Here is a 25,677-nt window from a genome sequence, read left to right as displayed (position 1 = left end):
GGACGGGGCGAACGGCACAGAGGCACGGGGCGCGCCGGGTGGGCGGGAGGCTGCCCGGCGGCTGGTGTGGAGGGAGGGCGGCCCGCACCCGCCTCCCGGTGTCGGTGCGGGTGGGTCGCGCCGGCGTCGGGGACGGGTGGGAACGCGGTGCGGCCGTGGGGTCAGGGACGGCCGTAGTCGGTGTCGACGACCTCGGCGAGGTCCCGCGGCGTGGGGTAGGCGAAGACCAGGGAGACCGGCACCTGGGCGCCGAGGATCTCCTCGAGGCGGCCGGTGATCTGGAAGGCGGTGAGCGAGTCGCCGCCCGCCTCGTAGAAGTCGGTGTCCTCGGTCAGGTCGGGCAGGCCGAGCACCTCGCGGAAGATGTCGACGAGCAGGTCGGCGGTGCGGGTGGCGGTGGCTGCGTTCTCGGTCATGACGTGTGCTCCTCGGTGGTGGTTGCCACGGTGCTTTCCGTGGGGTCGGTGGTGGCCGGGTGGCGCAGGGCGTGCAGGCGGGCGGGTGTGTTGCCGCCGGAGACGACGGCCACGGCCCGCTCACGGCGGCCGGCGCTCAGGGCTCCGGCCAGTGCGACGGCTCCGCTGGGCTCGGCGTCGACGCCGAGGCGGCGCAGCAGAGCGGCGGCGGTGAGGATCGCGTCGTCGTCGACGGTGATGAGGTCGTCGACGCGGTCACGGATGATCGGGTAGGGGACGCGTCCCGGCCGCTGGCCGCGCAGGCCGTCGGCGACGGTCGCGCAGGGCGGCAGTTGGACCGGGTGCCCGGCGGCCAGGGAGCGGGCGTAGCGGGGGACCCGGTCCGGTTCGACGCCGACGATCCGGACCGGATGGTCCGCGGCCGCGACGCAGACGCCGGCGAGGAGGCCGCCGCCGCCGGTCGGAACGTAGACCGTCTCGGTCTCGGGGGCGTCGGCGAGGAGTTCGGTGCCGACCGTGCCCTGGCCGGCGACCACCAGACGGTGGTCGGAGGAGGGCACGAGAGTGGCTCCGGTCTCCCGCGCGAGCGCGACGGCCCGTTCCTCCCGCTCGGCCACTCCCCCGCCCACTCGGACGACCTCGGCGCCCAGCGCGCGGACGGCGGCGGTCTTGGCGGGGTCCGCACCCGCCGCGAGGACGACGGTCAGGCGGATGCCGAGGGAGCGGGCGAGCCGGGCGAGGGCGATGCCGTGGTTGCCGGACGAGCCGGTGACGACCCGCTGGGCCCCGAGCGCCAGGAGGGCGTTGGCGGCTCCGCGTGTCTTGAACGAGCCGCCGTGCTGGAGGTGTTCGGCCTTCAGCAGCAGTTCCGTGCGGTGTGCCGCCGGCACCGGGCCGCTCAGCAGGGGCGTATGGCGGATGTGTGGGGCGATGCGGGCGGCGGCCGCGGCGACGTCGGCGGGCCCGGGCCTGGTGCCGGTCCCGGCCGGCCGAAGGCCGGTGGCGGTCACGGGGTGCTCCCCGCGACCAGCCGGCGGCGGTCCGTCTTGCCGCCGCGGGTGGTGGGCAGCGTGTCGTGGCGCCGGAAGTACCGGGGCATCAGGTGCGGCGGCAGCGAGCCGAACAGGTGGGCGCGCAGCTGTGCGTCCTTCGTATCGGCCAGGTCTCCGGTGACGTGGGCCGCCAGGTACGTGCGTCCCCGCTCGTCGGTGTGGGCGGTGACCACGGCGCCGCTGACCCGGGGGTGGGTGAGCAGGGCGCCCTCGATCTCGGCGGGGTCCACGCGGTAGCCGCGGATCTTGACCTGCCGGTCGGTGCGCCCGGCGTAGGCGAGGCCCTCGGGGCCCCACCGTCCGAGGTCGCCGGTGCGGTAGAGGCGGGCGCCTGGCGGGCCGTAGGGGTCGGGCAGGAAGGACTCGGCGGTACGGTCCGGGCGTCCGCCGTAGCCCCGGGCGACGCCCGCGCCGCCGATGTACACCTCGCCCACCGTGCCGTCGGGGACGGGCGCGAGGTCGGCGTCGAGCACCCGGACGACCGTGCCGGGGCGGGGTGCTCCGACCAGGTCCGCCGCCGGGTCCGGCTCGGCGGGGACCCGGTGACGGGTGGTGGTCATGGTGCACTCGGTCGGGCCGTACTGGTTGATGAGCGTGCCCGGGACCGACCGCCGTCCGCCGGCGGCGAGGAAGGGGCGCAGGGACTCGCCGCTGGAGGCGACCAGGGTGACGCCGCCCAGCGGGTCGGGCAGATCCGGTTGCCCGGCCAGGTGGGCCAGGAAGGAGGGGGTGGTGCTGAGCAGTGCGGTCACCCGGTGTGCGCGCACGGTGTCGGCGAAGTCGGCGGGCCGCAGCAGCCGGGAGCGTTCCACGATCACCAGGCGCCCTCCGGCCAGCAGCGGGGCGAAGGTGTCCCGGAGGGACGCGTCGTAGCCGAGCGGGGCCGTCTGGAGGGCCACGGTGTGCGGGCCGAGGCCGAAGGCGCGGGCGGTGTCGCGCAGGTAGGCGTCGAATGCGTGGTGTTCGACGAGGACGGGGCTGGGGTCACCGGTGCTGCCGGAGGTGTGGCTGACGTAGGCCAGGGCGCGTGGATCGACCCGGGCGTGCGGGGTCGCGGGCGTGTGGGGCGGAGTGACGGGATCGTCCAGCAGGAGCGTCGGCAGATCCGGGTTCCGGCCGAGGGCGCGGATGTGGGCGGTGGTGGTCAGCAGCAGGCGGGTGCCCGCGCTCCGGACGAAGGCCGCGAGCCGGTCGCGTGGCTGGGTGACGTCCAGGGTGAGGAAGGCGGCTCCGCAGCGCAGCACCGCGGCCATGGCGGCCACCGCGTCGGCCCCGTGCTCGACGGCGATCGCGCATACCGTCTCCGGCCGGGCTCCGTGGGCACGCAGCAGGCGGGTGAGTTCGTCGGTGCGTGCGGCGAGGCCGCCGTAGGTGACCTGCCCCGCGGGGGTGTCCAGCGCGACGCGGGCCGGGTGGCGGGCCGCGTGGGCGGCGAGGTCGTCGGCGACGGTGTCCATCACGCCTCCTGGGTGCCGGTGACGGTCAGGTCGACGGCCACGAAGCGGAGTTCGGAGGTGTAGCGGTGCCCGTCGGCGTCGGTGAGCCAGGCCTGTTCGGGGGTGGGCAGCATCTCGCTGACCTTCAGGCGGGCCCCGGGGTCCTTGCGGGCGAGCCTGCGGGCCGCCTTGGCGAGGATGGTGACGTACACGGGACTGTCGAAGTCCACGTAGAACGGGCGGGGTTCGGCCGGGGAGACGACGAACACGAAGCGGGGCAGGTCGTGGCGGCGTTGCCAGTGCCGGGCGCGGACGAACCGGGTGGCCTCATTTTTCTCGTCGGCGAAGTCGACATCACCGACGGGCAGTTGCCAGGTCTCCCGGGCCACGGTCATGCGGTCGATGGTGATGCGCGGGGTGTGCTCGCCCTCCGGGCGGAGCGTGAAGCGGTCCATGACGCGTTGGGTGAGGGTGTTGGCATAGGCGTCGAGGACGTCGTGGACGGTGCCGTCGGGCAGGACGGCGGTGAGGCGGCCGTCCCGGTCCTCGACGCGGACGTCGGCGCTCGGCACGGAGTTCGGGCGGTGCGGGTCGCCGGTCTGGTCGACGAGGGTGACGTAGTGGTCCTCGGGCCGGTCCAGGGAGGGCCGGCTGCGGGTGGACCAGCGCAGGGGCAGTTCCTTGGGCAGTGTGGGCAGCAGGCGGGGGCCGGGGAAGTCGCGGGTGGTCTCCGCGATGAGCCGGTCACGGTCCGGGTGCTGGTGGACGAAGAGGGAGGCGCCCATGGTGTTGAGCGCGCAGTGCATCTCGCCGAGGACGAGGCCGACGTCGCCGCGGGCGAGGGCGTCCGCGTCCTCGGCGACGACCAGGACGTCGGGACTGATGTAGCGGGCGAGGGACCAGCCGTCTCCGGGCTCGGCGAACTCACGGCGCACGCGGTCGGCCAGGCTTGCGGTGGTCAGGTGGACGCGGCGGGCGTCGGGCGGCAGGTCGAGGATCCGGGCCCACTTGGCGCGCAGTTCGGCCTGGGCGGTGTCGATCAGGCCGTCGGCGTCGGGGTGCGGGGAGGGCAGGGTGTGCATCCACAGGGTGGCGAGGTCCACCGGTGTGCCGTCGGCGCTCAGGCGGTCATGGACGGTGCGCAGGCGGGCCCGGATGGCGTCGGCGAAGCGGTTGGTCATCCAGCGGGCGGCGGTCAGGCACAGCTGGAGGGGTTCGAGGTGCTCCAGCAGGGCGGGGCCGGCCGTGGCGGTGGCCGAGCGGCGGGCGTCGGAGTACACCAGTCCCCGGCACGGGGCGGTGCGTGTGCCCTTGGCGCGCTGGGCGTCGCTGTCGGTGAGGGCGGCGAAGTCGGCCTCCAGGGCTCCGATCGCGGCGGTCAGCGCCTCGGCGTCGGTGCCGGCGGCGCGTACGGCGTCCCGGCCGCGCTCCAGCACGGCGAGTTTGGTGAGGGCACGGTCGCGAGCGGGCTCGTCGGGGACGCGTTCGAGGATCCGGCGCAGGGCCTGGTCGGGGTGGGTGGCGGCGGGCACCTCCAGGCGCTGGGCCACCCAGCGCCGGCGGACCAGTTCTCCCACGATGCCGGCGACCTCGCCGGGGTCCAGGTCCAGGTCGGCGGCGATGGCGGCCGTGTGCCGGGTGCCGTCGCAGCGCCGCAGGACGGCCTGCTGGAGCTCCCCGACGGGCTGGGCGGGCCGCCCCGGGACCCTTACCGTGCCGTCGTCACAGCGCACGAAGGACATGCGGCGCGGGGGGATCCACCGCATCAGCTCGGTGTCCTCGGCGAGCACCTTGGCCAGGGCGTCGACGGCCCAGCCGGAGAAGTAGACCTCCTGCGCGGCGAGGAAGTCCCGGCCGGCGTCCACGGTGACGGCGTGCGGTGCGGACGGGTCCCAGCGGCCCCAGCCGACGGGGCCGAAGAAGCCGATGGTGTCGTTCTTCACGCAGAACCGCTGCCAGTAGTGGGCGACCAGTTCCTCGCGCTGGCGGGGCATGCTGCTGCGCTTGTCCACGCCCGGCGTCCAGCGCAGGAACGGCGCGATGCCGGTGCGCAGTACTGCCGGGTTCTGCCAGGCGAGGGCCGCCTGGAAGCGGGGCCGGCCGGCGATCCGCTGGAGCTGGCGGGCGGTCTCGACGGCTGCCGCCGACAGCTCCTCGGCGAAGGCTCCCCACTCGGGTCCGGACAGGTCGCTGCCGGGGCCGAACTTGTCGGCGGCCTCGGCCAGTCCGGGCGGGGCCAGGCGCAGCACGCCGTCGGCGGGGAAACCCGGGCCGCGCAGCGCGAACTCCTCCCAGAGCCGCCAGCCTCCGCCCGGTAGCAGAACCGGTGCGTGCTCGTCCGACATCACGTGCTCCTTCCGGAAAGGGGGGTACGGGCCGGCCGGGCGGTGGCCGCCCGGCCGGACGCCGGGCTCCCCGGCCGGACAGCACCGTCCCGCGACGGACGGCACGGCACCAGAGAAGATCCGGCAGCAACGCGCGCCACGGGCTCGGCGCGTTCGTCCCTGCCCCGGGCGGGCGGGCGCCCGGCACGCTGTCGGCGTCGGCCCCGACCTGCGGCCGGCCCCACCACCTGCGGGAGGTTCACCATGACGCAATCCGACTCCACGACCGGCCCGGGCGCCGGCGAGACCCGTCCGGACACCGACGAGGTGTACCTCGTGGTGCGCAACGACGAGGAGCAGTACTCGATCTGGCGGGCGGACCGCGAGGTGCCCGCCGGCTGGCACCCGGAGGGCAGGCGGGGCAGCCGGCAGGAGTGCCTGGAGCACATCGGCGTGATCTGGACGGACATGCGCCCGCTCAGCCTGCGCCGCCGGCTGGCCGGGGCAGATGTCTGAGCCAGGGGCGGCCCGGCTGCTGGACCCGCCGGCGCACGCCCCGCCGCCGACCGCGTCCGGGCTGCTGTGTCCGGCCGTGCTGGACCTGTCCGGGCTGCGGCGGCGGAGGCAGGCGCCCGGCCCCCGGGTCCTGCGCGGCCCGCTGGAGCTGTACCTGACCCATGTCGGGGCCCAGGACGAGCGGACCCTGCGGGACGCGCGGGAGCTGCTGGACGCGGAGGAACGTGACCGGGCCCGGGCGTTCCGGCACGAGCGCGACCGGGCCGCGTACGTGGTCGCGCACGCGGCGCTGCGTGACGTGCTGAGCGCGCTGCTCGGCGTGCGCGCCGAAGCGCTGCCGCTGGCGCGGGAGCCGTGCGCGGGCTGCGGCGGGCCGCACGGGCGACCGGTCGTGCGCCTACCGGGTGTGCATTTCTCCCTGTCGCACAGCGGGGACCTGGTGCTGGTGGCGGTCGCCCCGGCTCCGGTCGGCGTCGACGTGGAAGGGCTGGCCACGAACCGGGCGGTGCTCGGCGCCCAGTCGGCGCTGCACCCGGCGGAGGCGGAGGAACTGGCACTGCTGCCCGCGCACGGGCGTCCGGCCGCGTTCACCCGTGCCTGGGTGCGCAAGGAGGCCTACCTGAAGGGTCTGGGCACGGGTCTGGTGCGTGATCCGGCGCTGGACTACGTGGGTACCGGGCCGCTGCCGGCCACCCCAGCAGCGGGGTGGCGCGTGTGGGACGTCCCGGTGCCGGCGGGGTACGCGGCGGCGGTGGCCCTGCGGGCGCCCTGAAGGCGAACGGACGCCGACGGCGGGGACCGGTGCGGTGACCGGTCCCCGCCGTCGTGTCGCAGGGTCTGCCCGCCGGCCGTCCTCGCCCGGTCCGCCGGCCCAGGGGCCCGGAGCGCGATGCCTTCACCCATGACCCACCCATACGGCGGAGTCGGCGCGCTACGATCACCCGCGTGACCGCTCCGGAACCGACCATCGTCGCCACTTCCGGAGGTCATCGCGTCGGCGCGCGCACCCGGGTCCTCTTCGACGCCCTGGTCCACCACGCGGTCGATCTCTCCGGTGTGCACGGCAGACGCCCCCGCATCCTGTACCTGGGCACGGCGGTGGGCGACGCCGAACACGTCACGGCACGGGTGGGCGAGGCGGCCCGGGTGGCGGGCTTCGACCTCACCCCACTCCCCCTCTTCCCGATGCCGAACGTGGAGGACGTCGAGGGCACGGTCCTCGGCCACGACGTGGTCTGGGTGATGGGCGGCTCGGTGGCCAACCTGCTCGCCGTGTGGCGGGTGCACGGGCTGGACGAGATCCTGCGGCGCGCGTGGCGCGCCGGGGTGGTGCTCGCCGGGGTGAGCGCGGGTTCCCTCTGCTGGTACGAGGGCGGCACCACGGACTCCTTCGGCCCCGAACTCCGGCCGGTCACCAACGGGCTGGGGCTGCTGCCGTACGGCAACGGGGTGCACTACGACAGCGATGCGGGCCGGCGGCCGCTGACCCACCGGCTGGTCGCCGAGGGCGTCTTCGCGGCGGCGCACTGCACCGACGACGGTGTGGGGCTGGTCTACCGCGGCACCGAGCTGGTCGAGGCGGTGGCGGAGCAGCGGAACAAGGGCGCCTACACGGTCTTCCGGGACGGCGACCGGGCCGTGGAGGAGCGGATCGAGCCGCGCCTGCTGCCCCCGCCTCCCGGCTGACGGACGCCGGGGGGCGCGGGCGGCCGGCCGCGAGGGCCGGTGGGCGCCCGCGGCCGGATCGGGCGTCTTCGGATCACACCAGGCCATGGCGTACGGCGTGGGCGACGGCGTGGGCCCTGTTGCGTGCCTGCAGCCGGGCCATGACCTCGTAGATGACGTTCTTGACGGTGTGTTCGGAGCACCGCAGCAGCAGGGCGATGTCGGCGTTGCCGTGGCCCTCGGCCATGAGGCGCAGCACCGAGGCCTGACGTGCGGTCAGGGCGGGACGTGCGCCGCCGTCGGCCGGGTCCGCGGAACGGCGCCCCCCGGTCAGCAGGTGGGAGAGCTCAGGGTAGGGGATGCTCGGGTGCGGATGGGTCGCGCGGCGCACCGCGGCGGTCAGGCTCTCCTGGGTGAGGTCGGCGGCCCGCAGGACGACCGCCCCGGCCCGCAACGCGAGCCGCAGGTCCGTCCGGCCGACGGTGTCGCACACGACGACCAGGGGACCGGTGTCCCGCCGCCCCCGCAGGACCCGGGCGGCGTCGGTGGTGGTGACGACGGTGACGGTTCCGGGCCCGCCGTGTTCCGGCGCGCAGGCCAGCCCCGCGCGGCGGGCCACGCAGCGGACACGGTCCGCGCCGGACGCGGGCGTGATGCGCAGGACGACGGGGGCGGGCGTCGCGCCCGCACCGGGCGCGGGCGGCGCGGTGGTCAGGGTCGCGGTCACAGCAGGCCCGCCCGGAGCGCGTAGGCGACGGCGTGGGCGCGGTTGCGCAGCCGGAACCTCTGGGTGATGTCGTGGACCACGGTGGTCACGGTGCGCGGCGAGTAGGCGAGCCGCTGGGCGATCTCGGCCGTCTCGTGGCCGTCGGCGAGCAGCCGCAGCACCGAGCGTTCCCGGTCGGACAGCATGCCATCGGTCCAGCCCCCTGCGGCGTGCCGGGGGTCGGCCGGGCGGTCCAGGAGCTGTTCGAGCAGACGGGGCGGCAGGGTGCAGTCGTCACGGGAGGCGGCCAGCACCGCGTGGGCGAGGCGGGGTGCGTCGGCGTCCCGGCGCGGCAGCAGGCCGCGGGCACCGGCGGCGAGGGCGTGCAGGGCGTCGCCGGAGGCGAGGGCGCCCGCCACCAGCACGACGGCGGGGCTGTGCCGCAGGGCGCGGGTGGCGCGCACCATGTCGAGTTCGGCCGGTCCGGGGCGGTCCACGGTGAGGACGGCGACCCGTGCGTCCATGGGCTCACACACGGTCAGGTCCGGGCAGGCCAGCAGGGTGGTGCGCGTGCCGGCCTCCAGTACCGGGTCGAGGGCGACCACGCCGACGGTTACGGGTGCTCCCATCTGCTACTCCTAGGAAGTTCGTCCGCCCGGTCGTGCGCGCTCCGGGTCGGTGCTGCGGTGGGGACTGGGCACCACCGTGCCGGGGGCGGGGGTGCGCCGGCATCGGTAACCGGTCCCCACCTTTCCGGCGGGCGGGGCCGCCCTCCGTCCGTATCGGCTCCCCGGGACGGCTTCGCCGCCGATCGCGCGGGGGTCGGTGGCCGGCCGGCGCGACGGCGGTGATCTGCGGCTGAGGGCCGGTGCGGGGCGGGCGGGAGGGGGCCCTGGGGGTCCGTACCCCCTGAGGAGCGGGAGCGGAGAGGGCCGGGCACGCGACGGGGGCTCGCACAAGGGCCGAACGCGCAGAACCGCGCTTCCCCGCGGCGTCCCGCTACCCATATGCACCGACCCGGTACCCCAGCCGCTGACCTGCTGCTTCCACCGGCCGGTGGCGGGCCGGCGCGACGGGTGCGGCGGGGCCGCGCAGAATATGGGGGACGCCTACCCATGTGGCGGCAACGGGGGGTCTGCGACCTTCTTCTCGTGACTGAGACCGCCAGCCCCCCGACTCCCCGGAACGCCGGCCTCCCGCCCTCCTGGTGGGCGCCGGCGCTGTCCCTCGCGGAACGGCTCGCCGCCCCCGGCCTCCCCGGGGTGCCCGCCGAAGCCGCCGCCGGCCCCGCTCCGTGGGCCGTCGGGGACGCCGACGGCTTCGCCGTCCGGCTGGCCCACCTCGGCGTCGCCCCGGCCACGGCCGCGGCGCTGGCCGCCGAGCCCGCCGAGCGGCTGGCCGCCCGGGCCGCCAAGCCCGGCTGGGCACGGTACGCCGAAGCCGTCCTGGCGGACGCCCCCCGGGAGCCGGCGGAGCCGGCCGGCCGAGAGGGCGAGGGGCCCGACGTCTTCGCCCCGGTCGTACGTCCGCTCGTCGCCGCCGCCACTGCGCGGCTGGCCGGGCTGCTGCCCGCGGGTCCCGGACAGGGCGTGTGGCGGGAGGCGTTCGCGCGGCGGCTGACACACCAGCTGGTCCGCCAGGCGGCACGGACCCTGGTCCACGAACTCGACACGGCGCGGCGCGCCGGGCGACTGGCCGGCGCCGGCCCCCGTGAACGGTTCGACGCCTTCACCGCCGCCACCGGCACCCGGCAGGGCCTCGGCGCGCTGTTCACCTCCCGCCCGGTACTGGCCCGGATGCTCGCGCAGACCGCGCTGGACGCGACCGCGGCCACCGCCGAGCTGGCGACCCGTTTCGCGGCCGACCGGCAGGACCTCACGGCGGGGCTCCTCCGCGGACGGGACCTTGGACCGCTCACGGGGGTGGACCTCGGCCGCGGGGACGCCCACGAGGGCAACCGGTCCGTCGCGGTCCTGCACTTCGCCGGCGAGCGGCTGGTCTACAAGCCGCGTCCGCTCGGCCAGCACGCCCTCCTCGACGACTTGGTGGGCTGGCTCAACGCCAAGGTGCCCGGACTGGACCTGCGCACCCCGCGCAGTCTGCGCCGCGAGGCGTACGGCTGGCTGGAGTTCGTCGAGCACCGCTGGTGCCGGTCGGTGACCGAGACCGACACCTTCTACCGGCGCCAGGGCGCACTGCTGGCCCTGCTGTACGCGGTGGACGGCGCCGACATGCACTACGAGAACGTCATCGCCTGCGGCGACCAGCCGGTCCTGGTGGACGCCGAGACACTGCTGCACACCGGGCTCGCGCAGTCCATGACGGCGGGTGCCGACCCGGCGGCGGACGCGCTGCGCGCTTCCGTGCACCGCACCTGTCTGCTCCCGCACCTGCTGATCGGCGAGCACGGGGCCCTGGACATCTCCGCGCTCGGCCGGTCCGCCGACGGCACCTACCCGAGCGAGGGCCTGCACTGGCGGGACAGTGGCCTGGACACCATGCGGGCCGTGCGCGGACCGCTGCCCAGCCCTGCGGCCCACAACCAGCCGCTGCCCGCGGGCCTCCTCCTGGAGGGTGCCGACCACAGGGCCGCGCTGCTGGAGGGATTCCGTACCGCGTACACGGCAATCGCCAACGACGGGGATGAACTACTCCGTGAGCACGGCCCCTTGATGTCCGGCGCGGACCGTCCCGCCCGGCTCGTCGCCCGCGCCACCCGGCTGTACGCGGCGCTCCTGGAGGAGTCCGCCCACCCGTCGCTGCTGGGCGACGCGCTCGCCCGGGAAGGGGTCTTCGCGGTGCTGTGGACGGAGTCCGAGCACGACGAGGCGCGCCGGCGGCTGATCGAGCACGAGACGGCGTCGCTGTGGCGCGGTGACGTCCCGCTGTTCACGCACCGGCCGTCCGGGACCGCGGTGAGGGCGGACGACGGCACATGGCTGCCCGGTCTGCTGCCGGTGGCGGGCGTGGCCTCGGTGCGGGAGAAGATCGCCCGGATGGACGAGGTCGACTGCCACGACCAGGAGTGGATCATCACGGCCACGATCGCGGCACGGGGAGCGGGATCACCGCTGGACCGGCCCCGGTCCGAACTGGCGGTGGAGGCGGTGCCGGCCGTCACGCCCGACGCGTCCCGGCTGCTCGCCGCCGCGTGCGGGATCGCCGACGAGCTCGCCGCCCGCGCGGTGCGAAACGGTGGCCGGACCAACTGGCTCGGCCTGGAGCGGGTGTCCGGCGCGCACTGGGCGGTGCTGCCGATGGGCGCCGGACTCGCGCAGGGCTACTGCGGAGTGGCGCTCTTCCTGGCGCACACGGACGCGCTGACCGGAGCGGGCCGGTACGCCGTCCTCGCCCGGGAGGCGATCCGGCAGCTGCCCGCCCTGCTGAAGGCCCTGGCGGACGATCCCGAACTGAGCGCGGCGGCCGGACCCGGCGCCTACGACGGTCTCGGCGGCATCGTGTACACGCTGCTGCGGCTGTCGGCACTGCTCGGCCCGGAGCCGGCGGACTGCTTGCCCGACGCGCTCACCGCTCTCAGGCACGCTGCGGACGCCTCCTCCGATCCGGGGTTCGGCGGCGGTATCGCCGGGGCCCTGACCGCCGCCGTCTCCGTGCACGAGGCGACCGGGGACCCGGCGGCGCTGCAGCTGGCGACCACCCTGGCCGACCGGTTGCTCGGCGCGGTGTCCGGCCCCGAGGGGGTCCCGGCGTCGGGGGCCGTCTCCGCCGCGAAGGGCCTCCCCGCCGGTTTCGCCGACGGTGCCGCGGGCATCGCGTGGGCCCTGCTGCGGTACGCCGCCCGCCTCCCCCGGGAGGCCGCCGCGCACACGGCCGCCGCCCGGGTGCTGCTGGACACCGCGCCGCGGGGCACCGCGGACGCGTCCTGGTCCCACGGGTACGCCGGGACGGCGGCCGTCGCCGCCCACCTGTCCCCCGTATGCGGGCCGCCCGCCGGGCCCGCGGCCCCGGACGTGCGCCCCGACCTGAGCCTCGGGCAGGGCGCGCTCGGCGCGCTGGAGGCCCTGGCCGTTCGCGCCGGACGGGGAGATCCGTCCGCCGCCGGAACGCTCGCCCGGCACGCCGGCCGGGCACTCGCCCTCGTCGAGGCACAGAACCACCGCTGTGCCACCCCCGACCACGTTCCCTCCCCCGGACTGCTCGACGGGCTGTCCGGTATCGGGTACGGGCTGCTGCGTCTCGCACACCCCGGCACCGTCCCGTCCGTCCTGCTCCTGTCCCATCCCGGCCGCTGACCGGCGAGGCACCGCAGAAACTAGGCACGTCCACCTCCGGCCCCGTACCCACGGTACGCAGATCAGAAGGGGATCACCCATGGACCAGCACCTGAGCACCACCGTCGCCGACTCCGCCGCGACCGCCGCCGAGGAGCAGGACGCGGCGGGCGGGATCACGCTCGCCGGCCGCAACCGGGCCTGCGCCCGCGCCCGGGTGCTGGCCGGGATGGTGCTGACCAGCGGCATCGTCATCACACTGACCTCGCTGGACACCTCGGTCTCCGTGCCGAGCTGATCCGGCGCGGTCGTCACCTCGCGTGAGGGCGCGGGCCCGGCGGGTGGGCCCGCGCCGCGGTGCGTCCGCCGGACCCCCCGTCCGCCAGGAACCCCCCGTTCCCGCCCCGGGCGAAGGGGCGATTCGTGCCGGGACGGGCGGTTCACGCCGGGTGACCGCGCCGATGCGGTCTGCCCCAGATCCCGACATCCTGATTATCATCTGCGTTCATGCGTTCCCATGCGCCTTCCCTCGTCGGGCGGGACCCCCAACTCAGCCTTCTCGAGGGTGCCTCGGCCGAGGCACGACAGGGACGGGGCGGTGTCGTCTTCCTGGTCGGTGAGGCCGGGGTCGGCAAGTCACGGCTCGCGGCGGAGGCCGTGGGCGGCGCGCTCGGCTCCGGGATGCGGGTACTGCGCGGCCGCAGCAGCACCACCGGCCCCGCGGTGCCGTTCCGTCCGCTGACCGAGGCGCTGATGCCGCTGTTCCGCGGCGGCGAGCCCCTGGACGACACGGCCCTCGGCCCGTACCGGCCGGTCCTGGGGCGGCTGATACCCGAGTGGGACACCGGGGAGCGCGAGAGCACCTCCATGGTGATCCTGGGCGAGGCGGTGCTGCGGCTGCTGCTGGCCGCGGGGCGCGGGCAGGGGCAGTTGCTCCTGCTGGAGGACCTGCACGACGCCGACCCCGAGACCCTCGGCGTCCTCGAATACCTGGTGGACAACCTGGAGTACACGCCGGTGCTGCTACTGGCCACCGTGCGGACCGATTTCAGCGACGCGCTGGACCTGGCGCAGGCCGCCCGCCGACGGGGCGTCGCCACCCTCGCCGAACTCCCGCCGCTGACCCGGCCCCAGGTGGAGGAGATGACGGCGGCGCACCTGGGGGTGAACGGCCCCCACGAGGTGCCGCCGGCGGTCCCCGACCGACTGTGGGAGGACAGCGCGGGCAGCCCTTACCTGGTCGAGGAACTGCTGCAGTCCATGATCGGGGCGGGCACCCTGGTACAGGGCGCCGACGGGTGGCGCACGGTCGGCGATCTGCGGCGGGACGTCTCCTCCACCCTGGCCCGGGGCATCCTGCGCCGCATCGACCGGCTGGGCGCGCAGGGTCTGACGCTGCTGTCGGCAGCCGCGGTGCTGGGCCGGCGCTTTCCGCTCACCGTGCTGCAGCACATGACGGGCGTCGACGACCGGACCCTGCTGAGCCATCTGCACGCGGGCGTCGCCGCCCGGCTGGTCATCCCCGACGAGCCCGCCCCCGACTGGTACTCCTTCCGCCACTCCCCCACCGTCGAGGCCCTGTTCACCCAGATGACGCCGGGGCAGCGCGCGGAGCTGGCACGGCGCGGCGCGCGGGCCGTCGAGGAGCTGCACCCGGGCCTCGAGGGCGACTGGTGCGCGCTGGCGGCCGGGCTGCGCTGCGAGGCCGGGGACCGGGTGGAGGCGGGGCTCCTCTACGCGGACGCGGGCGGGCGGGCCCTGGCGGCGGGCGCCCTGGGCTCGGCGGTGACCCTGCTCAGCCGGGCCGAGGGGCTGCTGGCCGAGGCCGGTGATCCGCAGGCCCGGGCCTCGGTGCTGGAGGACCTGCTGCCCGCGCTCGCGGAGGCCGGCGACTTCGTCCGCGCCTTCGACCTGGCGGAGGACCTGCACGCGCTGGGCGGGGCCGGGCTGAACGCCGTACGGCTGGCAACGCTGCACGCCCGGCTGGCCAAGGTCGCCCACACGGCCGGCCGGTGGAGCGACGGCAACCGGCAGGTCGCCCGGGCCCGGGAGGTTCTGGCGGGGGCACCGGACGAGGCGACGGCCGCGGCCGTCGACGTCACGGCCGCCTACCTCGCCCTGGACACCCCGGGTCCGGACCGCACCCAGCACGCGGAGAAGCTGGCCCGCTCCGCGGCCGACACCGCCGAGCGGCACGGCCTGCCGGTCGTCGCCTGCCAGGCGCGGGAGCTGCTGGCCACCGTCGCCCGCGAGCGGGACCCCGAGGAGTCCGCCGACATGCTCCGTCAGGCCCTCGAGACCGCCGAGCGGCACCGGCTGCCCCTGCAGCGCATGTACGCGGCCACCCGTATGAGCGGCAACTCCTGGCTCGCCGAGGGCGACACCTCCGGCCTGCTGGCGGCCCGCGAGGAGGCACTGCGCCTCGGCTCGGTGAACATCGTGCACACGGTGGACGGCATCCTCGTCCTGGACGCGGTGCTGCGCGGCGACCACGGGGCCGCCCGGTCGGCCGCGGCGGACTGCCTGTCGGTGGCGCGGCGGCTGCGTCTGGCACCCGTCGTGCGGTACGTGCTGATGGCGCGGGCCACTCTGGAGGCGCACCGTGCGGACCGGCCGGCGATGGAGGCGTCCCTGGCGGCGTTCAATGAGTGGGACGGCGCGGGTTCGCAGGAGGAGCCGCTGAGCCTGGGCCTGGCCCGCGCCTTCTGCGCGCTGCTGGAGGAGGACCGCGACCTGGCGCGCGCCGAACTGCGGGCGGTGCAGTCACTGGAGGCCGACAACCCCTCCACCTACCACCTCGGCGGCACCCACGGCCTGGTCCTGCTGCTGGACGTGCTCGCCGGTGACGCGGACCGGACCCGGCACGAGGAGACGACCGCCACCGCGATGGCCCGGATGCGATGGAACCGCCAGTTCGTGCTGCTCGCCGACGCGGTACTGCTGGGCCGGGAGGGTGCGGGGCCGCGCGCGGCGGCGGCGGTGGAGTCGGCGCTGGCCGCGGCACAACCGTATCCGCTCGCCCGGCATCTGGGGCTGCGGCTGATCTCGGACGCGGCTCACGAGGACGGCTGGGGCGACGCGGTGGGCTGGCTGCGGCAGGCCGAGCACTACTTCCACGAGCGGGACGTCGTGGCCGTCACGGGCGCCTGCCGGGCGGCGCTGCGCCGGTTCGGCGCCCCGGTGCACCAGCACCGCTCCGGCACCCGTTCGATCCCGGGGGAACTGCGCGCCCAGGGCGTGACCGTGCGGGAGTTCGACGTGTTCCGGCTGCTGGCGGAGCGGCTCAGCAACAAGGACATCGCCGACCGGCTGTTCATCTCGCCCCGCACGGCGGAGAAGCACATCGCGAGCCTGATCACCAAGACCGGAGCGGCCAACCGCGCGGACCTGTGCGCGCGGTCGGCCGCTCTGAGGGAGTAAGCCCCGGTCGCAGTAGGGTCGTTACCGCATCTCGCGCACCGCCTTGGACGCCAGGACCGCCAGGCCGGTCGCGGCGAGCACCGCCGCCACCACCCCGAACAGGGCGGAGACGTCCCTGCCGGCCAGCACCCCGCACACGATCAGCGACAGCGGGGCGACGGCGTACCCGAGGACCATGTCGACGGAGACGACACGGCTGAGCACGTCCTGCGGGATGTTCCGCTGGATCCAGCTCAGTCCGAACACGCCCTGGAATCCGATGGCGAAGCCCATGGCGAGGACGGTCGCGACGACGACCGGGGTGCTGTGCACCAGACCGAGGACGGCCATGCCCGCGCCGAGCCAGCCGGCCAGGGCGGCCACCAGCAGACCGACCCTGGGCCGCCCGCCGAGGGCGCCGCCGGCGAGCGTACCGAGCACGGCTCCGGCGGCGAGGGAGCCGTTGAGTACGCCGAGCGTGGCCGAACCGCCGCGCAGCACCTGGTCGGCGAGGGTGACGAAACCGACCGTGAAGGGCCCGGCGTAACAGAAGTTGACGGCGGTGTCGAGGGCCACGACGGTCCGCAGCCGCGGGTCGCGGGCGGTGTACGTGATGCCCTCGCGGATGCGGGCGGCGAGGGACGCCTGCTTCTCGGGTGTGCCGTCCGTGTCGGTGCGGGGCTTCCTGGGGCGGGTGCGGACGCGGGTCACGCACAGTCCGCACAGGGCGAAGCAGGCGGCGTCGACGAGGAAGGCGACCGGGGCCTGGGTCAGCGCGATGACCAGGCCGCCGATGGCGGGGCCGATGATGGCGGCGGTCCGCGCGCCGGCTCCCATCAGCGCGTTGGCCGGAGTGAGCAGTTCGTCGTCGACGACCGAGGGCAGGATGGAGACGCGGGCGGGCTGGAAGAAGGCGTCGACGGTGCCGAAGGCGGCGGCCGCGGCGCACAGCATCCACACGGTCAGGTCGCCGGTGAGCCCGGCGACGCCGACGGCCGTCATCAGGGCGGCCCGCGTCCAGCTGGAGGCGACCATGAGGGTGCGCGGGGACATCGAGTCGCCGAGGCTGCCGCCGACCAGGGTGAACAGGGCGCGGGGGACGGCCTGGAAGGCCAGGACGTAGCCGAGGGTGAGGGTGGAGCCGGTCAGGCCGAGGGTGATCCAGGAGAACGCGACGACGCTGAAGCCGTCGCCCAGCAGGGACAGCGCCTGTCCCGTCCACAGGAGCCGGAAGGACCGGTGCCGGACGGGGGCCCACAGGCGTGGGCCGGCGTCGGCGAGGGTGGTGGCCATGGGAAGCCTTTCGTCGGACCGGGGTCCGGTCAGTAGCGGACGGGCAGGGCGGTGAGGCCCCTGTTGAGCAGGGAGGGCTGCCAGGCCGGGCGGCCGGGGTCGGTGAGGGTCAGTCCGGGGTGGTCGCACACCAGCGTGCGGACGGCGGTCACGGCGACCAGGCGGGCCAGGGCGGCGCCGATGCAGAAGTGGGCGCCGAAGCCGAAGCCGAGGTGGGTGGCGCCGGAGCGGCGGACGTCGAACCGGCCGGGGTCGGGGAAGCGTGCCGGGTCGCGGTTGGCGGCGGCGGTGACGAGGAAGATCCGGTCCCCGGCCCGCAGGGTGCGGCCGTCCAGGTCGAGGTCGCGGGCGGCGGTGCGGATGGACATCTTGGACGGGCCGTCCAGGCGCAGGGTCTCCTCCACCGCCCCCTGGGCCAGCTCGGGTTGGGCGCGGACGGCGGCCAGCTGGTCGGGGCGGGTGTGCAGGGCCAGGACGGTGTTGGCGATGAGGTTGCTGGTGGTCTCCCCGCCGGCGAACGCCATCTGGGTGAGCATCCCGGTGAACTCCTCGACGCTCACCGAGTCGCCGACCCGGCCCTCCCGGAGGACCTGGCTGATCAGGTCGTCGCCCGGTTCGGCGCGGCGCCGGGCGACGAGGGCGCCGAGGTAGTCGTCGAGGCTCACCAGCGCCTGGAGGGAGGCCCGGTACTCGCTCTCCTCCTGGGCGGTGCCGAGGACGAGGTCGGCGACGCGGGTGTTCCAGTACCAGAAGGAGGGGCCGTCGGTGGGCGGGATGCCGAGCCAGCGGGCGAACACCAGGGCGGGCAGCGGTTTGGCGACGTCGGCCAGGAGGTCGCCGGTGCGGCCGGGGGCGGCCTTGCGGGCGAGGACGGCCCGGGTCGCCTTCTCGGTGAAGGCGCGGTAGCGGGCCACGGCACGGGCGGCGAACGCCTCCTGGAAGACCTGGCGGAGCCTGCGGTGCTGGGGCGGGTCGTTGAAGACCATCCAGCGCGAGAGGATCGTGAAGGCCCGTTCGGCGTCGTCACGGGCGCCCTGCGGGACGGCGTCCATCAGGGGCCGTACCCGGTCGGCGGAGACCGCGGGGTCGCGCAGGCAGCGCATCACCTGGTCGTAGCCGGTGACGAGCCAGGCGTGGTGCAGGGGGCTCCAGTGGACGGGGGCCTGGTCGCGCAGGGCGTCGAGGTGGCCGTAGGGGTCGGCGATCATGTCCGGGGAGAGCAGGTATCGCTCGGTGAGGTGCGGGGCGTGGGTGGTCATCGGGTGTCTCCCGTCGCGGTGCGCCCGGTGCCGGCGTCGGGCCCGGCGGCCCGGGCGCTGCCGGCTTCCCCGATGCCGGTGAGCAGGCCGGCGATGCCGCGCACCCGGGGCTCGGCCATCATCGACATGTGGTCGCCGTCGCTGATGTGCAGCGTGAGTCCGCCACCGGCCACCTCGCGCCAGCGTGCGACGTAGGTGTCGTAGTCGACGTCCAGGCCGGGCATGGTGCGGCCGCGTGGCAGTCCGGCGGCCTCGCCGCCCACCACCAGGTGCACGTGACCGGGGTACGGGCGGACCTCGTACGCGGCCAGGGCGGCGAGCAGCGAGTGCCACACCTCGATCGGGGCGCCCTCGACCAGGGCCGCCTCGGACGGGCTCATGCCGGCGCCGAGCAGCGCGGCGGTGAGTTCGGCGCCGGCCCGGTCGCGCTGCGGTGAGGGTGGCAGTCCGCGCAGCCGGTCGCGCATGCGCAGGGCGTCGCGCAGGTCCCGGGTGACACCCAGGAGCCGGTCGCGGGCGGCGGTGTTGGGCAGATAGGGCTCGATGAGGACCAGCGGGGCGACGGTGTGCCCGGCCGCATGGAGCTGGGTGGCCATCTCCAGGGCGATGTTGGCGCCCATGGACCAGCCGAGCAGGGCGTGCGGGCCTGTGCCACCGCGTTCGGTGATCTCGGCGACGTAGTTGGCGGCGATGCCGGTCACCGTGCTCGGGTCGGTGCCACCGAGCAGGCCGCGCGCCTGGAAGGCGTGCACGGGGCGGCCGGGCGGAAGGGCGCGGGCGAGCGGGACGAACCAGGCGGCGCTGCCGCCGGTGGGGTGCACGCACCACAGGGGTTCCCCGGTGCCCTCGCGCAGGCGTACTTCGGAGGTGATGGCGGTGGGCAGGCCCTCGCCCGCCGCGCGGACGGCGTGCCGGGCGAGCCGGGCGAGGGTGGGGTGCTCGATCAGGTCCCCGACGGAGACCGGCAGGCCGCGCGCGGCGGCCATGAGGGAGACGCGGACGGTGGACAGGGAGCTGCCGCCGATGCGGAAGAAGTCGTCGTGGACGCCGATCCGGGACAGGCCGAGGACCTCACGCCAGATCTCGGCGAGGATCTTCTCGGCGGCACTGGAGGGGGCGGTGTACTCGGTGTCCGTGCGGTCGAGTTCGGCCGGCGGCAGGGGCAGCGCCCGCTTGTCGGTCTTGCCGCTGCGGTTGACGGGCATCTCGTCGAGGACGACGAACCGTGCGGGCACCATGTAGCCGGGCAGGGAGGCCCGCAGGGCGCCGCGCAGTTCCTCGGGGGCGGGCGGTCGTGCCCCGGAGACGACGAGGTAGGCGACGAGGGCCGGTTCACCGGGCAGGTCGGTGCGGTGCAGGACCACCGCCTGCCGGACGTCCGGGAGTTGTCTCAGGGCGTGCTCGATCTCCCCCAGCTCGATGCGGAATCCGCGCAGTTTGACCTGGGAGTCGCGGCGGCCCAGCCACTCCACGGAGCCGTCGGGCCGGTGCGTGCCGAGGTCGCCGGTGCGGCACAGGCGGTCGCCGGGGGCCCCGTACGGGTCGGGGACGTAGGTGGCGGCGGTCAGGGCGGGCCGGCCCAGGTAGCCGCGGCCGACGGCGTCGCCGCCGAGGTAGATCTCGCCGGGGGCTTCTGCCGGGACCGGCTGGAGGTCGTCGTCGAGGACGTGGACCCGGGTGTTGCGCATCGGGGTGCCGACGGGCGGACGGCCCCGACCGGGCTTGAGCTCGGCGGCGAGGGACCAGACGGACGTTTCGGTGAGGCCGTAGACGTTCTGGAAGCGCCGGCCGCGCGACCACAGGTCGGCGAGTTCGGCCGGGCAGGCCTCGCCGGCCACCTGGAGCACCTCCAGGCCGGGGAAGGTGTCCTCGCCGAGGACGGCGAGCGCGCTGGGCGGCAGCATGGCGGCGGTGACGCGTGTCTCGCGCAGGGTGCGTGCGAGGTCGGGGCCGGGGCGCAGGTCGCCGGCGGGGGCGGTGACCAGGCAGCCGCCGTTGGAGAGGGACCAGGTCAGTTCCAGGATCGAGGCGTCGAAGCCGAAGGAGGCGAACTGCAGGACGCGGTCCCCGGGGGTGGGGTCCACCAGGTCGCGCTGGCCCTCGAGCATGTTGGACAGGCCGCGGTGCGGGATGGCGACGCCCTTGGGGGTGCCGGTGGAGCCCGAGGTGTAGATGATGTAGGCGAGGGTGTCGGCGTCGGCCTCCGGGCCGCCCGGAACGGGCTCCTGGTGTTCGGCGGGGGCGTCGAGGTGGATGACCGGCCCGTCGAACGGCACCGCGCCGGCCAGCGGCCGCTGCGTCAGCAGCACCCGCATGCCGCTGTCCCGCGCCATGAACGCGAGTCGCTCGGTGGGGTGTTGGGGGTCCAGCGGCAGGAACGCGCCGCCGGAGCGCAGCACGCCGACAGCGGCGCGCACGAGGTCCGGGCCGCGTTCGGCGCAGATGCCGACCACCGTCTCGGGCCCCACACCCAGCCGTCGCAGCCGGCGTGCCAGCTGCTCGGTCTGCTCGTCCAGTTCGGCATACGTGAGCCGCTGCCCGAGGTGCTCGACGGCGGGCGCGTCCGGGGTGCGGGCGGCGTGGCCGGCGATGTGCTCGTGCAGGAGCAGCGGGGAGGACGGGAGGACGGGGCCGCGGGCCCAGTCGTCGAGGGCGGTGGCGCGGGCCGCGCCGGTGAGGGCGGGCCGGGCGACGCGGCTGTCGGGGCCGGCGGTCATGGCCTCCAGCTGCGCGCAGTACACGTCGGCCAGTTGCTCGGCGGTGGCGGGGGCGACGTACTCCGGGTCGGCGTCCAGGGTGAAGGCGTTGACGCCGGCGTTGACCAGCAGCGGGAACATGGTGCGGGCGATCTCCAGGGAGTCGTCCCAGGAGTCGTGGGAAAGCCGGTGGAAGTTGACGTAGTTGAAGACGGCGTCGGTCAGTCGTGGTTCGGTGGGCCGGAGTTCGGCGATGCGGACCAGAGGGACCCTGCGGTGCGGCAGCATGTCCTGCTCGGCCCGGAACACCTCCCGCAGATGAGCGAGCCAGGTGCCGCGCGGGCGGGCCACCCCGAACGGAACGGTGTTGAGGAACAGCCCGCGCATCCTGTCGGCGCCGGGCAGTTCGGGGCGGCCGTTGGTGACCAGGCCGATGCTGTGGCCGAGCGCGTCGTCGTCGCGGCCGGCGAACAGGCTCATGGTGTGGTGGAAGGCGGCGAGGAGCACGGTGCGGCGCGGCACGCCCGCTTCCCTGGCGAGCCGGCCGATGCGTTCGGCGAGGTGGGCATAGGAGCGGCGGACCTCGTGGACCGGTGGGTGGTCCTCGGCGGCGGCGTCGGTACGGCGGCGGAAGGTGACCGGCCGCAGTTCGGCGAGCCGGTCGCGCCAGTACGCCAGTGACTCCTCGCTCGCCAGCGCGGCGCGTTCCAGGGCGACGTACTCGGCGAACGGCGGCGCGCTCGGCGGCTGCGGAGCGGTGCGGTGGGCGACGGCCTCCCGGTGCAGGGCGAGCAGGTCGGCGACGACGGAGGTCAGGCTCCAGCCGTCCAGGACGACGTGGCAGTCGGTGAGGACGAGCCGCAGGTCGTGGTCGGTGATGTGGTGCAGGTGGATGCGGACCAGAGGCGCGTCGGCCAGGTCGAAGCGGCGGTCGAACTCCTCGTCGACGAAGCGGCGCAGTCGCGCCCGCTGCTCCTCGCGCGGCAGTCCGCGCAGGTCGGTGTAGCCGACGGGCAGGCGCGCGGTGCGGTGGACGAGCTGGAGGGGCTCGCGGTAGGAGACGAGGTCGACGGAGGTGCGCAGAATGGAGTGTCCGGCGACCACCGCGTCCACGGCGGCCTGGAAGGCGCCGAGGTCGAAGCCCTCGGGGACGGTGATCTTCAGGTCGGTGACGTTGTGGTAGGCGCCGCGCCGGGGGTCGGCGAGCATCTCGTGCAGCATGCCCGCCTGGAGCATGGTGAGCGGGTAGGCGTCGGCGAGGTGGTCGGGCAGCCGGCCGGCGTCGGCGGGGTCCAGTTGGGAGAACGGGGCCACGGGCTCAGGGGTGTCGACCGCGTCGGTGACGAGCGCGGCCAGGTCGGCAAGGGTGCGGGCGCGGAAGACGTCGGCGACGGTGAAGGCCAGTCCGGCGAGACGGCCCAGGCCGACCAGGCGCAGGGCGAGGATGGAGTCGCCGCCGAGGTCGAAGAAGTTGTCGGTGCGGCCGATGTGTTCGGTCCCGAGGACCTGGCTCCACACCCCGGCCAGGGTCCGCTCGACGGGTCCTTCGGCGGGCACGTGGGCGCGGTGTCCGGCAGCCCCGGCGTCCACGGCGGTCAGCGCGGCGCGGTCCACCTTGCCGTTGGCGGTCAGCGGCAGCCGCTCGTGGCGGACGAACAGGGCCGGGACCATGTAGTCGGGCAGGCTCAGCCGCAGACCCTCGCGCAGGGCGGGCGGGTCGAGGGGGCGGGCCTCGGGCGTGACGACGTGCGCGACCAGCCGGGCCGTTCCGCCGTCGGCGCGGGCCACCACGGCGACGTCACGGACGCCGGGCAGGGCGCGCAGCGCGGTCTCGATCTCGCCGGGCTCGATCCGGTACCCGCGGATCTTCACCTGGTGGTCGGCGCGGCCCACGTAGGCCAGCCGTCCGTCGGGCAGCACGCGCACCAGGTCGCCGGTGCGGTACATGCGGGCGCCGGGCTCGCCGAAGGGATCGTCCAGGAAGCGCTCGGCGGTCAGCTCGGGCCGGTTGCGGTAGCCACGGGCGACGCCGCCGCCGGAGACGTACAGCTCGCCGGCGGTGCCGGGCGGGACGAGCCGGCCCCAGGGGTCGAGGACGTATCCGTGCTGTCCGGCCAGCGGCCGTCCGATCGGTGAGCGGACCGTGCCGCGGACGTCGTCCTCGGTCACGGTGTGGATCGTGACGTGCACGCAGGTCTCGGTGATGCCGTACATGTTCACCAGGGCGGGGCGGCGCCCGGGGGTGGTGAACCAGTCGCGGTAGTCGCGCACGTCGAAGGCGTCGCCGCCGAAGATCACCGTGCGCAGCGCGAGGTCGTCGAAGGCGTCGCCGGCGGCCTCGAGGTGGGCGCGCAGGCCCTTGAAGGCGGCGGGGGTCTGGTTGAGGACGGTGACGTGCTCCTCGCGCAGCACCCGGTGCACCGCCACCGGGTCGCGCACCTCGTCCGCGCCCAGCACGACGACGCGTCCGCCGCCGGTGAGCGGCGCCCACAGTTCCCACACGGAGAAGTCGAAGGCGGGCGAGTGCATCAGCGTCCACACGTCGGCGGGGCCGAAGTCGAAGTGGTGGTCGGCGGCGGCGAGCAGCCAGGCCAGGTTGGCGTGGGTGACCTCCACGCCCTTGGGCCGGCCGGTGGAGCCGGAGGTGTAGATGACGTAGGCGAGGTCGTCGGGGGCCGGCCGCACGTCACCGTCGCCGTCCGGGGCGTGTTCCTGGCCGGAGTCGTCGAGCAGCATGAGCTGGGCGGGCAGGTCGTCCACGGTGGTGCGTGTGGGGGTGTCGGTGACGATCCAGTCGATGCCGGCGTCGGTGACGGTGAACGCGCGCCGGGCCCGCGGGTGGGAGGGGTCGAGCGGGAGGTAGGCGGCGCCGGCCCGCCAGATGCCGAGCAGGGCGACCGCCAGGTCGGGGGTGCGGTCGAGGCAGACGCCGACGAGCGAGCCGCGGGTCACCCCGGCGGCGCGCAGCCGCCGGGCCAGCGCCGAGGCGCGGGCGTCGAGCCGCGCGTACGTCAGAGAGCGGCCGGATCCGCTGACGGCGACAGCGTGCGGGGTACGGGCCGCGTGTGCGGCGAACCGGTCGGGCGCGGTCCGCGGGTCGGAGGTGACGGCGGCGCCGGTGCCCGCGGGGCCGTCCGCACCGAGGAGGTGCGCGCGCTCGGCGGGGGTGAGCGGGTCGATGCCACTGAGCGGGGTGTCGGGGGTGGCGCGGAACGCCTCGAGCAGGGTGACGGTGTGGCGGGCCAGGGCGGCGACCGTGGCCTCCTCGAAGAGGTCGGGCCGGTAGACGAACGCCAGCTCGGTGCGGTCCTCGCCGTCGCGCAGGTCCAGGGTGAGGTCGAACTTGGCGGTCGTCAGGCCGATCGGGTAGGGCGTTCCGCTCGCCCCGCCGAGGATGATGCCGGGCGCGGCGGCACCGGACTGTGTGTAGAGCACCTGCACGAGCGGGTTGCGGGCCAGGTCGCGGTCGGGGCTGAGCGCGTCGACGACCCGCTCGAACGGCAGGGACTGGTGCTGGAATGCTTCCAGGACCCGCTCCCGGGTACGGGCGAGCAGCGCGGCCGGGGTCGGGTCGTCGGCGAGGTCGCCGCGCAGCACGAGCGTGTTGACGAAGAAGCCGACGAGTTGCTCGGTCTCGGCGCGGTCACGGTTGGCCACGACGGTGCCGACGGCGACGTCGTGCTGTCCGGTGTGGAAGGCGAGCGCGGCCTGGAACGCGGCCAGCACCGTCATGTAGGGGGTGGTGCCGGTGCGTCTGCCCAGAGCGGCGAGCTCGTCGGTGAGGGCGGGCGGCAGGGTGACGCGGTGGACGGCCCCCCGGCCGGAGGGGGCCTCAGGCCGGGGGTGGTCGGCCGGCAGTTCCAGCGGGGTGAGCCCGGCCAGGCGGGTGTGCCAGTACTCCAGGGCGGCGGACTGGTCGCTCTCGCGCTGCCAGAGCGCGTAGTCGGTGTAGTCCAGGGGCAGTTCGGGCAGCTCCGCGGTGCGTCCCCGTGTCCTGGCACGGTACAGCTCGGTCAGGTCGCGGACGAGGAGGTCGAGGGACCAGCCGTCGGAGACGATGTGGTGCATGCCCAGGACGAGGACGTGGTCGTCGGCGGCCGCGCGTACGAGGGTGGCGCGGAAGGCGGGCTCGCGGGCGAGGTCGAAGGGGCGCAGGGCGGCGGCGTGCACGGCGGCGGCCAGCCGGCGTTCGCGGTCCTCCGCGTCCTCCCCGGTCACTCCGGTCACGTCCAGGACCGTGCCGCCCGCGGGCAGGACCCGCTGGTGGGGCACGCCCTCGTACTCGGGGAAGACCACGCGCAGCTGTTCGTGCCGGGCGGCCAGGTCGGCGACGGCCGCGGTGAGGGCCGGTATGTCCAGCGGGCCGGTGAGGCGCCAGGCGGCGGGCAGCAGGTAGGTGGGCGCGCCGGGGTCGATGCGGTCCAGGAAGTACAGGCGCTGCTGGGCCGCGGAGAGCGGGATCCGCTCCGGGCGCGGCCGGACCCGGACCGGGCCGGTGTCCCGGGCGGCGGCCCGGCCGCGCAGCCGCTGCTCCAGCAGGCGCCGGGCGGCCGGGGTGAGGGTGCCGCCGGTGGTGACGGGGCCGGGACGCACGTCGGGTGTGGTCATGGGGCGCTCCGATCTCGGTTGTGGAGAGAAAGAAAGTCGGGGGAGGTGCGCGGTGCTCCGCCGTCCCGGCGGTCG

General features: G+C 75.5%; 15 protein-coding genes. 6 read left to right on the top strand and 9 right to left on the bottom strand.

Annotated features, from left to right (window positions below; translation table 11 throughout):
• Nucleotides 1-161: 161 nt before the first annotated feature.
• Genes ACZ5C2_RS30385 through ACZ5C2_RS30370 form a run of 4 tightly spaced genes read right to left on the bottom strand, consistent with a single transcriptional unit; the run spans nucleotide 162 to nucleotide 5,249 of the window.
• Complete coding sequence (locus ACZ5C2_RS30385; RefSeq protein WP_468798549.1) at nucleotides 162-416, bottom strand: acyl carrier protein; 255 nt, start codon at nucleotides 414-416, stop codon at nucleotides 162-164.
• Nucleotides 413-1,426 carry a threonine ammonia-lyase gene (locus tag ACZ5C2_RS30380; RefSeq protein WP_468798546.1) on the bottom strand — a complete coding sequence of 338 codons (1,014 nt, stop codon included), beginning with the start codon at nucleotides 1,424-1,426 and terminating at the stop codon, nucleotides 413-415. The genes ACZ5C2_RS30385 and ACZ5C2_RS30380 overlap by 4 nt, the downstream gene beginning before the upstream one ends.
• Complete coding sequence (locus tag ACZ5C2_RS30375; RefSeq protein ID WP_468798543.1) at nucleotides 1,423-2,925, bottom strand: amino acid adenylation domain-containing protein; 1,503 nt, start codon at nucleotides 2,923-2,925, stop codon at nucleotides 1,423-1,425. The genes ACZ5C2_RS30380 and ACZ5C2_RS30375 overlap by 4 nt, the downstream gene beginning before the upstream one ends.
• Nucleotides 2,925-5,249 (bottom strand): lantibiotic dehydratase, encoded by a 2,325-nt coding sequence (locus ACZ5C2_RS30370; protein ID WP_468798540.1) that lies wholly within the window; start codon nucleotides 5,247-5,249, stop codon nucleotides 2,925-2,927. Before ACZ5C2_RS30370 ends, ACZ5C2_RS30375 begins: the two co-directional genes overlap by 1 nt.
• Nucleotides 5,250-5,492: 243 nt before the next feature.
• Here ACZ5C2_RS30370 and ACZ5C2_RS30365 point away from each other — a divergent pair, with 243 nt between their 5' ends.
• The 3 genes from ACZ5C2_RS30365 to ACZ5C2_RS30355 all read left to right on the top strand — a co-directional run bounded on the left by ACZ5C2_RS30365 (nucleotide 5,493) and on the right by ACZ5C2_RS30355 (nucleotide 7,430).
• Nucleotides 5,493-5,744 carry an MbtH family protein gene (locus ACZ5C2_RS30365; RefSeq protein WP_468798537.1) on the top strand — a complete coding sequence of 84 codons (252 nt, stop codon included), beginning with the start codon at nucleotides 5,493-5,495 and terminating at the stop codon, nucleotides 5,742-5,744.
• Nucleotides 5,737-6,516: a 4'-phosphopantetheinyl transferase family protein gene (locus tag ACZ5C2_RS30360; protein ID WP_468798534.1), complete on the top strand. Its 780-nt coding sequence runs from the start codon at nucleotides 5,737-5,739 to the stop codon at nucleotides 6,514-6,516. Before ACZ5C2_RS30365 ends, ACZ5C2_RS30360 begins: the two co-directional genes overlap by 8 nt.
• 173 nt (nucleotides 6,517-6,689) lie before the next feature.
• Nucleotides 6,690-7,430: a Type 1 glutamine amidotransferase-like domain-containing protein gene (locus ACZ5C2_RS30355; RefSeq protein WP_468798531.1), complete on the top strand. Its 741-nt coding sequence runs from the start codon at nucleotides 6,690-6,692 to the stop codon at nucleotides 7,428-7,430.
• Between the two features lie 73 nt (nucleotides 7,431-7,503).
• On the opposite strand, the gene ACZ5C2_RS30350 is transcribed toward ACZ5C2_RS30355, so the two are convergent.
• Both ACZ5C2_RS30350 and ACZ5C2_RS30345 read right to left on the bottom strand, forming a co-directional pair.
• A complete protein-coding gene (locus ACZ5C2_RS30350; RefSeq protein WP_468798528.1) occupies nucleotides 7,504-8,136 on the bottom strand; it encodes a helix-turn-helix transcriptional regulator in 633 nt (210 codons plus the stop codon).
• Nucleotides 8,133-8,744, bottom strand: a complete 612-nt coding sequence (locus ACZ5C2_RS30345; protein ID WP_468798525.1) for a LuxR C-terminal-related transcriptional regulator — start codon at nucleotides 8,742-8,744, stop codon at nucleotides 8,133-8,135. The genes ACZ5C2_RS30350 and ACZ5C2_RS30345 overlap by 4 nt, the downstream gene beginning before the upstream one ends.
• A 522-nt stretch (nucleotides 8,745-9,266) precedes the next feature.
• Here ACZ5C2_RS30345 and ACZ5C2_RS30340 point away from each other — a divergent pair.
• The 3 genes from ACZ5C2_RS30340 to ACZ5C2_RS30330 all read left to right on the top strand — a co-directional run bounded on the left by ACZ5C2_RS30340 (nucleotide 9,267) and on the right by ACZ5C2_RS30330 (nucleotide 15,767).
• Complete coding sequence (locus ACZ5C2_RS30340) at nucleotides 9,267-12,368, top strand: type 2 lanthipeptide synthetase LanM family protein (RefSeq protein ID WP_468798522.1); 3,102 nt, start codon at nucleotides 9,267-9,269, stop codon at nucleotides 12,366-12,368.
• Between the two features lie 79 nt (nucleotides 12,369-12,447).
• The gene (locus ACZ5C2_RS30335; RefSeq protein WP_468798519.1) at nucleotides 12,448-12,645 is read left to right on the top strand and encodes a hypothetical protein; all 198 of its coding nucleotides are present in this window, start codon (nucleotides 12,448-12,450) and stop codon (nucleotides 12,643-12,645) included.
• Nucleotides 12,646-12,854: 209 nt separating this feature from the next.
• Nucleotides 12,855-15,767: a helix-turn-helix transcriptional regulator gene (locus ACZ5C2_RS30330; protein ID WP_468798516.1), complete on the top strand. Its 2,913-nt coding sequence runs from the start codon at nucleotides 12,855-12,857 to the stop codon at nucleotides 15,765-15,767.
• Between the two features lie 21 nt (nucleotides 15,768-15,788).
• On the opposite strand, the gene ACZ5C2_RS30325 is transcribed toward ACZ5C2_RS30330, so the two are convergent.
• From ACZ5C2_RS30325 to ACZ5C2_RS30315, 3 genes are read right to left on the bottom strand one after another with little or no spacing between them, the layout of a single operon-like run.
• Complete coding sequence (locus tag ACZ5C2_RS30325) at nucleotides 15,789-17,039, bottom strand: MFS transporter (RefSeq protein ID WP_468798513.1); 1,251 nt, start codon at nucleotides 17,037-17,039, stop codon at nucleotides 15,789-15,791.
• A 29-nt stretch (nucleotides 17,040-17,068) separates the two neighbouring features.
• A complete protein-coding gene (locus tag ACZ5C2_RS30320) occupies nucleotides 17,069-18,298 on the bottom strand; it encodes a cytochrome P450 (protein ID WP_468798510.1) in 1,230 nt (409 codons plus the stop codon).
• On the bottom strand, nucleotides 18,295-25,602 hold the full coding sequence (locus tag ACZ5C2_RS30315; protein WP_468798507.1) for an amino acid adenylation domain-containing protein: 7,308 nt from the start codon (nucleotides 25,600-25,602) through the stop codon (nucleotides 18,295-18,297). The genes ACZ5C2_RS30320 and ACZ5C2_RS30315 overlap by 4 nt, the downstream gene beginning before the upstream one ends.
• Between the last annotated feature and the right edge of the window lie 75 nt (nucleotides 25,603-25,677).

It is taken from the genome of Streptomyces sp. NPDC031365 (assembly GCF_055569765.1).
This window is presented reverse-complemented; position numbering and strand designations above follow the sequence as displayed.

Excerpts from the sequence above, each read along its gene's own strand:
- ACZ5C2_RS30330 (WP_468798516.1), top strand. The coding sequence starts at position 12,855 with ATGCGTTCCCATGCGCCTTCCCTCGTCGGGCGGGACCCCCAACTCAGC.
- ACZ5C2_RS30365 (WP_468798537.1), top strand. The coding sequence starts at position 5,493 with ATGACGCAATCCGACTCCACGACCGGCCCGGGCGCCGGCGAGACCCGT.
- ACZ5C2_RS30325 (WP_468798513.1), bottom strand. The coding sequence starts at position 17,039 with ATGGCCACCACCCTCGCCGACGCCGGCCCACGCCTGTGGGCCCCCGTC.
- ACZ5C2_RS30360 (WP_468798534.1), top strand. The coding sequence starts at position 5,737 with ATGTCTGAGCCAGGGGCGGCCCGGCTGCTGGACCCGCCGGCGCACGCC.
- ACZ5C2_RS30370 (WP_468798540.1), bottom strand. The coding sequence starts at position 5,249 with ATGTCGGACGAGCACGCACCGGTTCTGCTACCGGGCGGAGGCTGGCGG.
- ACZ5C2_RS30375 (WP_468798543.1), bottom strand. The coding sequence starts at position 2,925 with ATGGACACCGTCGCCGACGACCTCGCCGCCCACGCGGCCCGCCACCCG.
- ACZ5C2_RS30345 (WP_468798525.1), bottom strand. The coding sequence starts at position 8,744 with ATGGGAGCACCCGTAACCGTCGGCGTGGTCGCCCTCGACCCGGTACTG.
- ACZ5C2_RS30335 (WP_468798519.1), top strand. The coding sequence starts at position 12,448 with ATGGACCAGCACCTGAGCACCACCGTCGCCGACTCCGCCGCGACCGCC.
- ACZ5C2_RS30315 (WP_468798507.1), bottom strand. The coding sequence starts at position 25,602 with ATGACCACACCCGACGTGCGTCCCGGCCCCGTCACCACCGGCGGCACC.
- ACZ5C2_RS30385 (WP_468798549.1), bottom strand. The coding sequence starts at position 416 with ATGACCGAGAACGCAGCCACCGCCACCCGCACCGCCGACCTGCTCGTC.
- ACZ5C2_RS30320 (WP_468798510.1), bottom strand. The coding sequence starts at position 18,298 with ATGACCACCCACGCCCCGCACCTCACCGAGCGATACCTGCTCTCCCCG.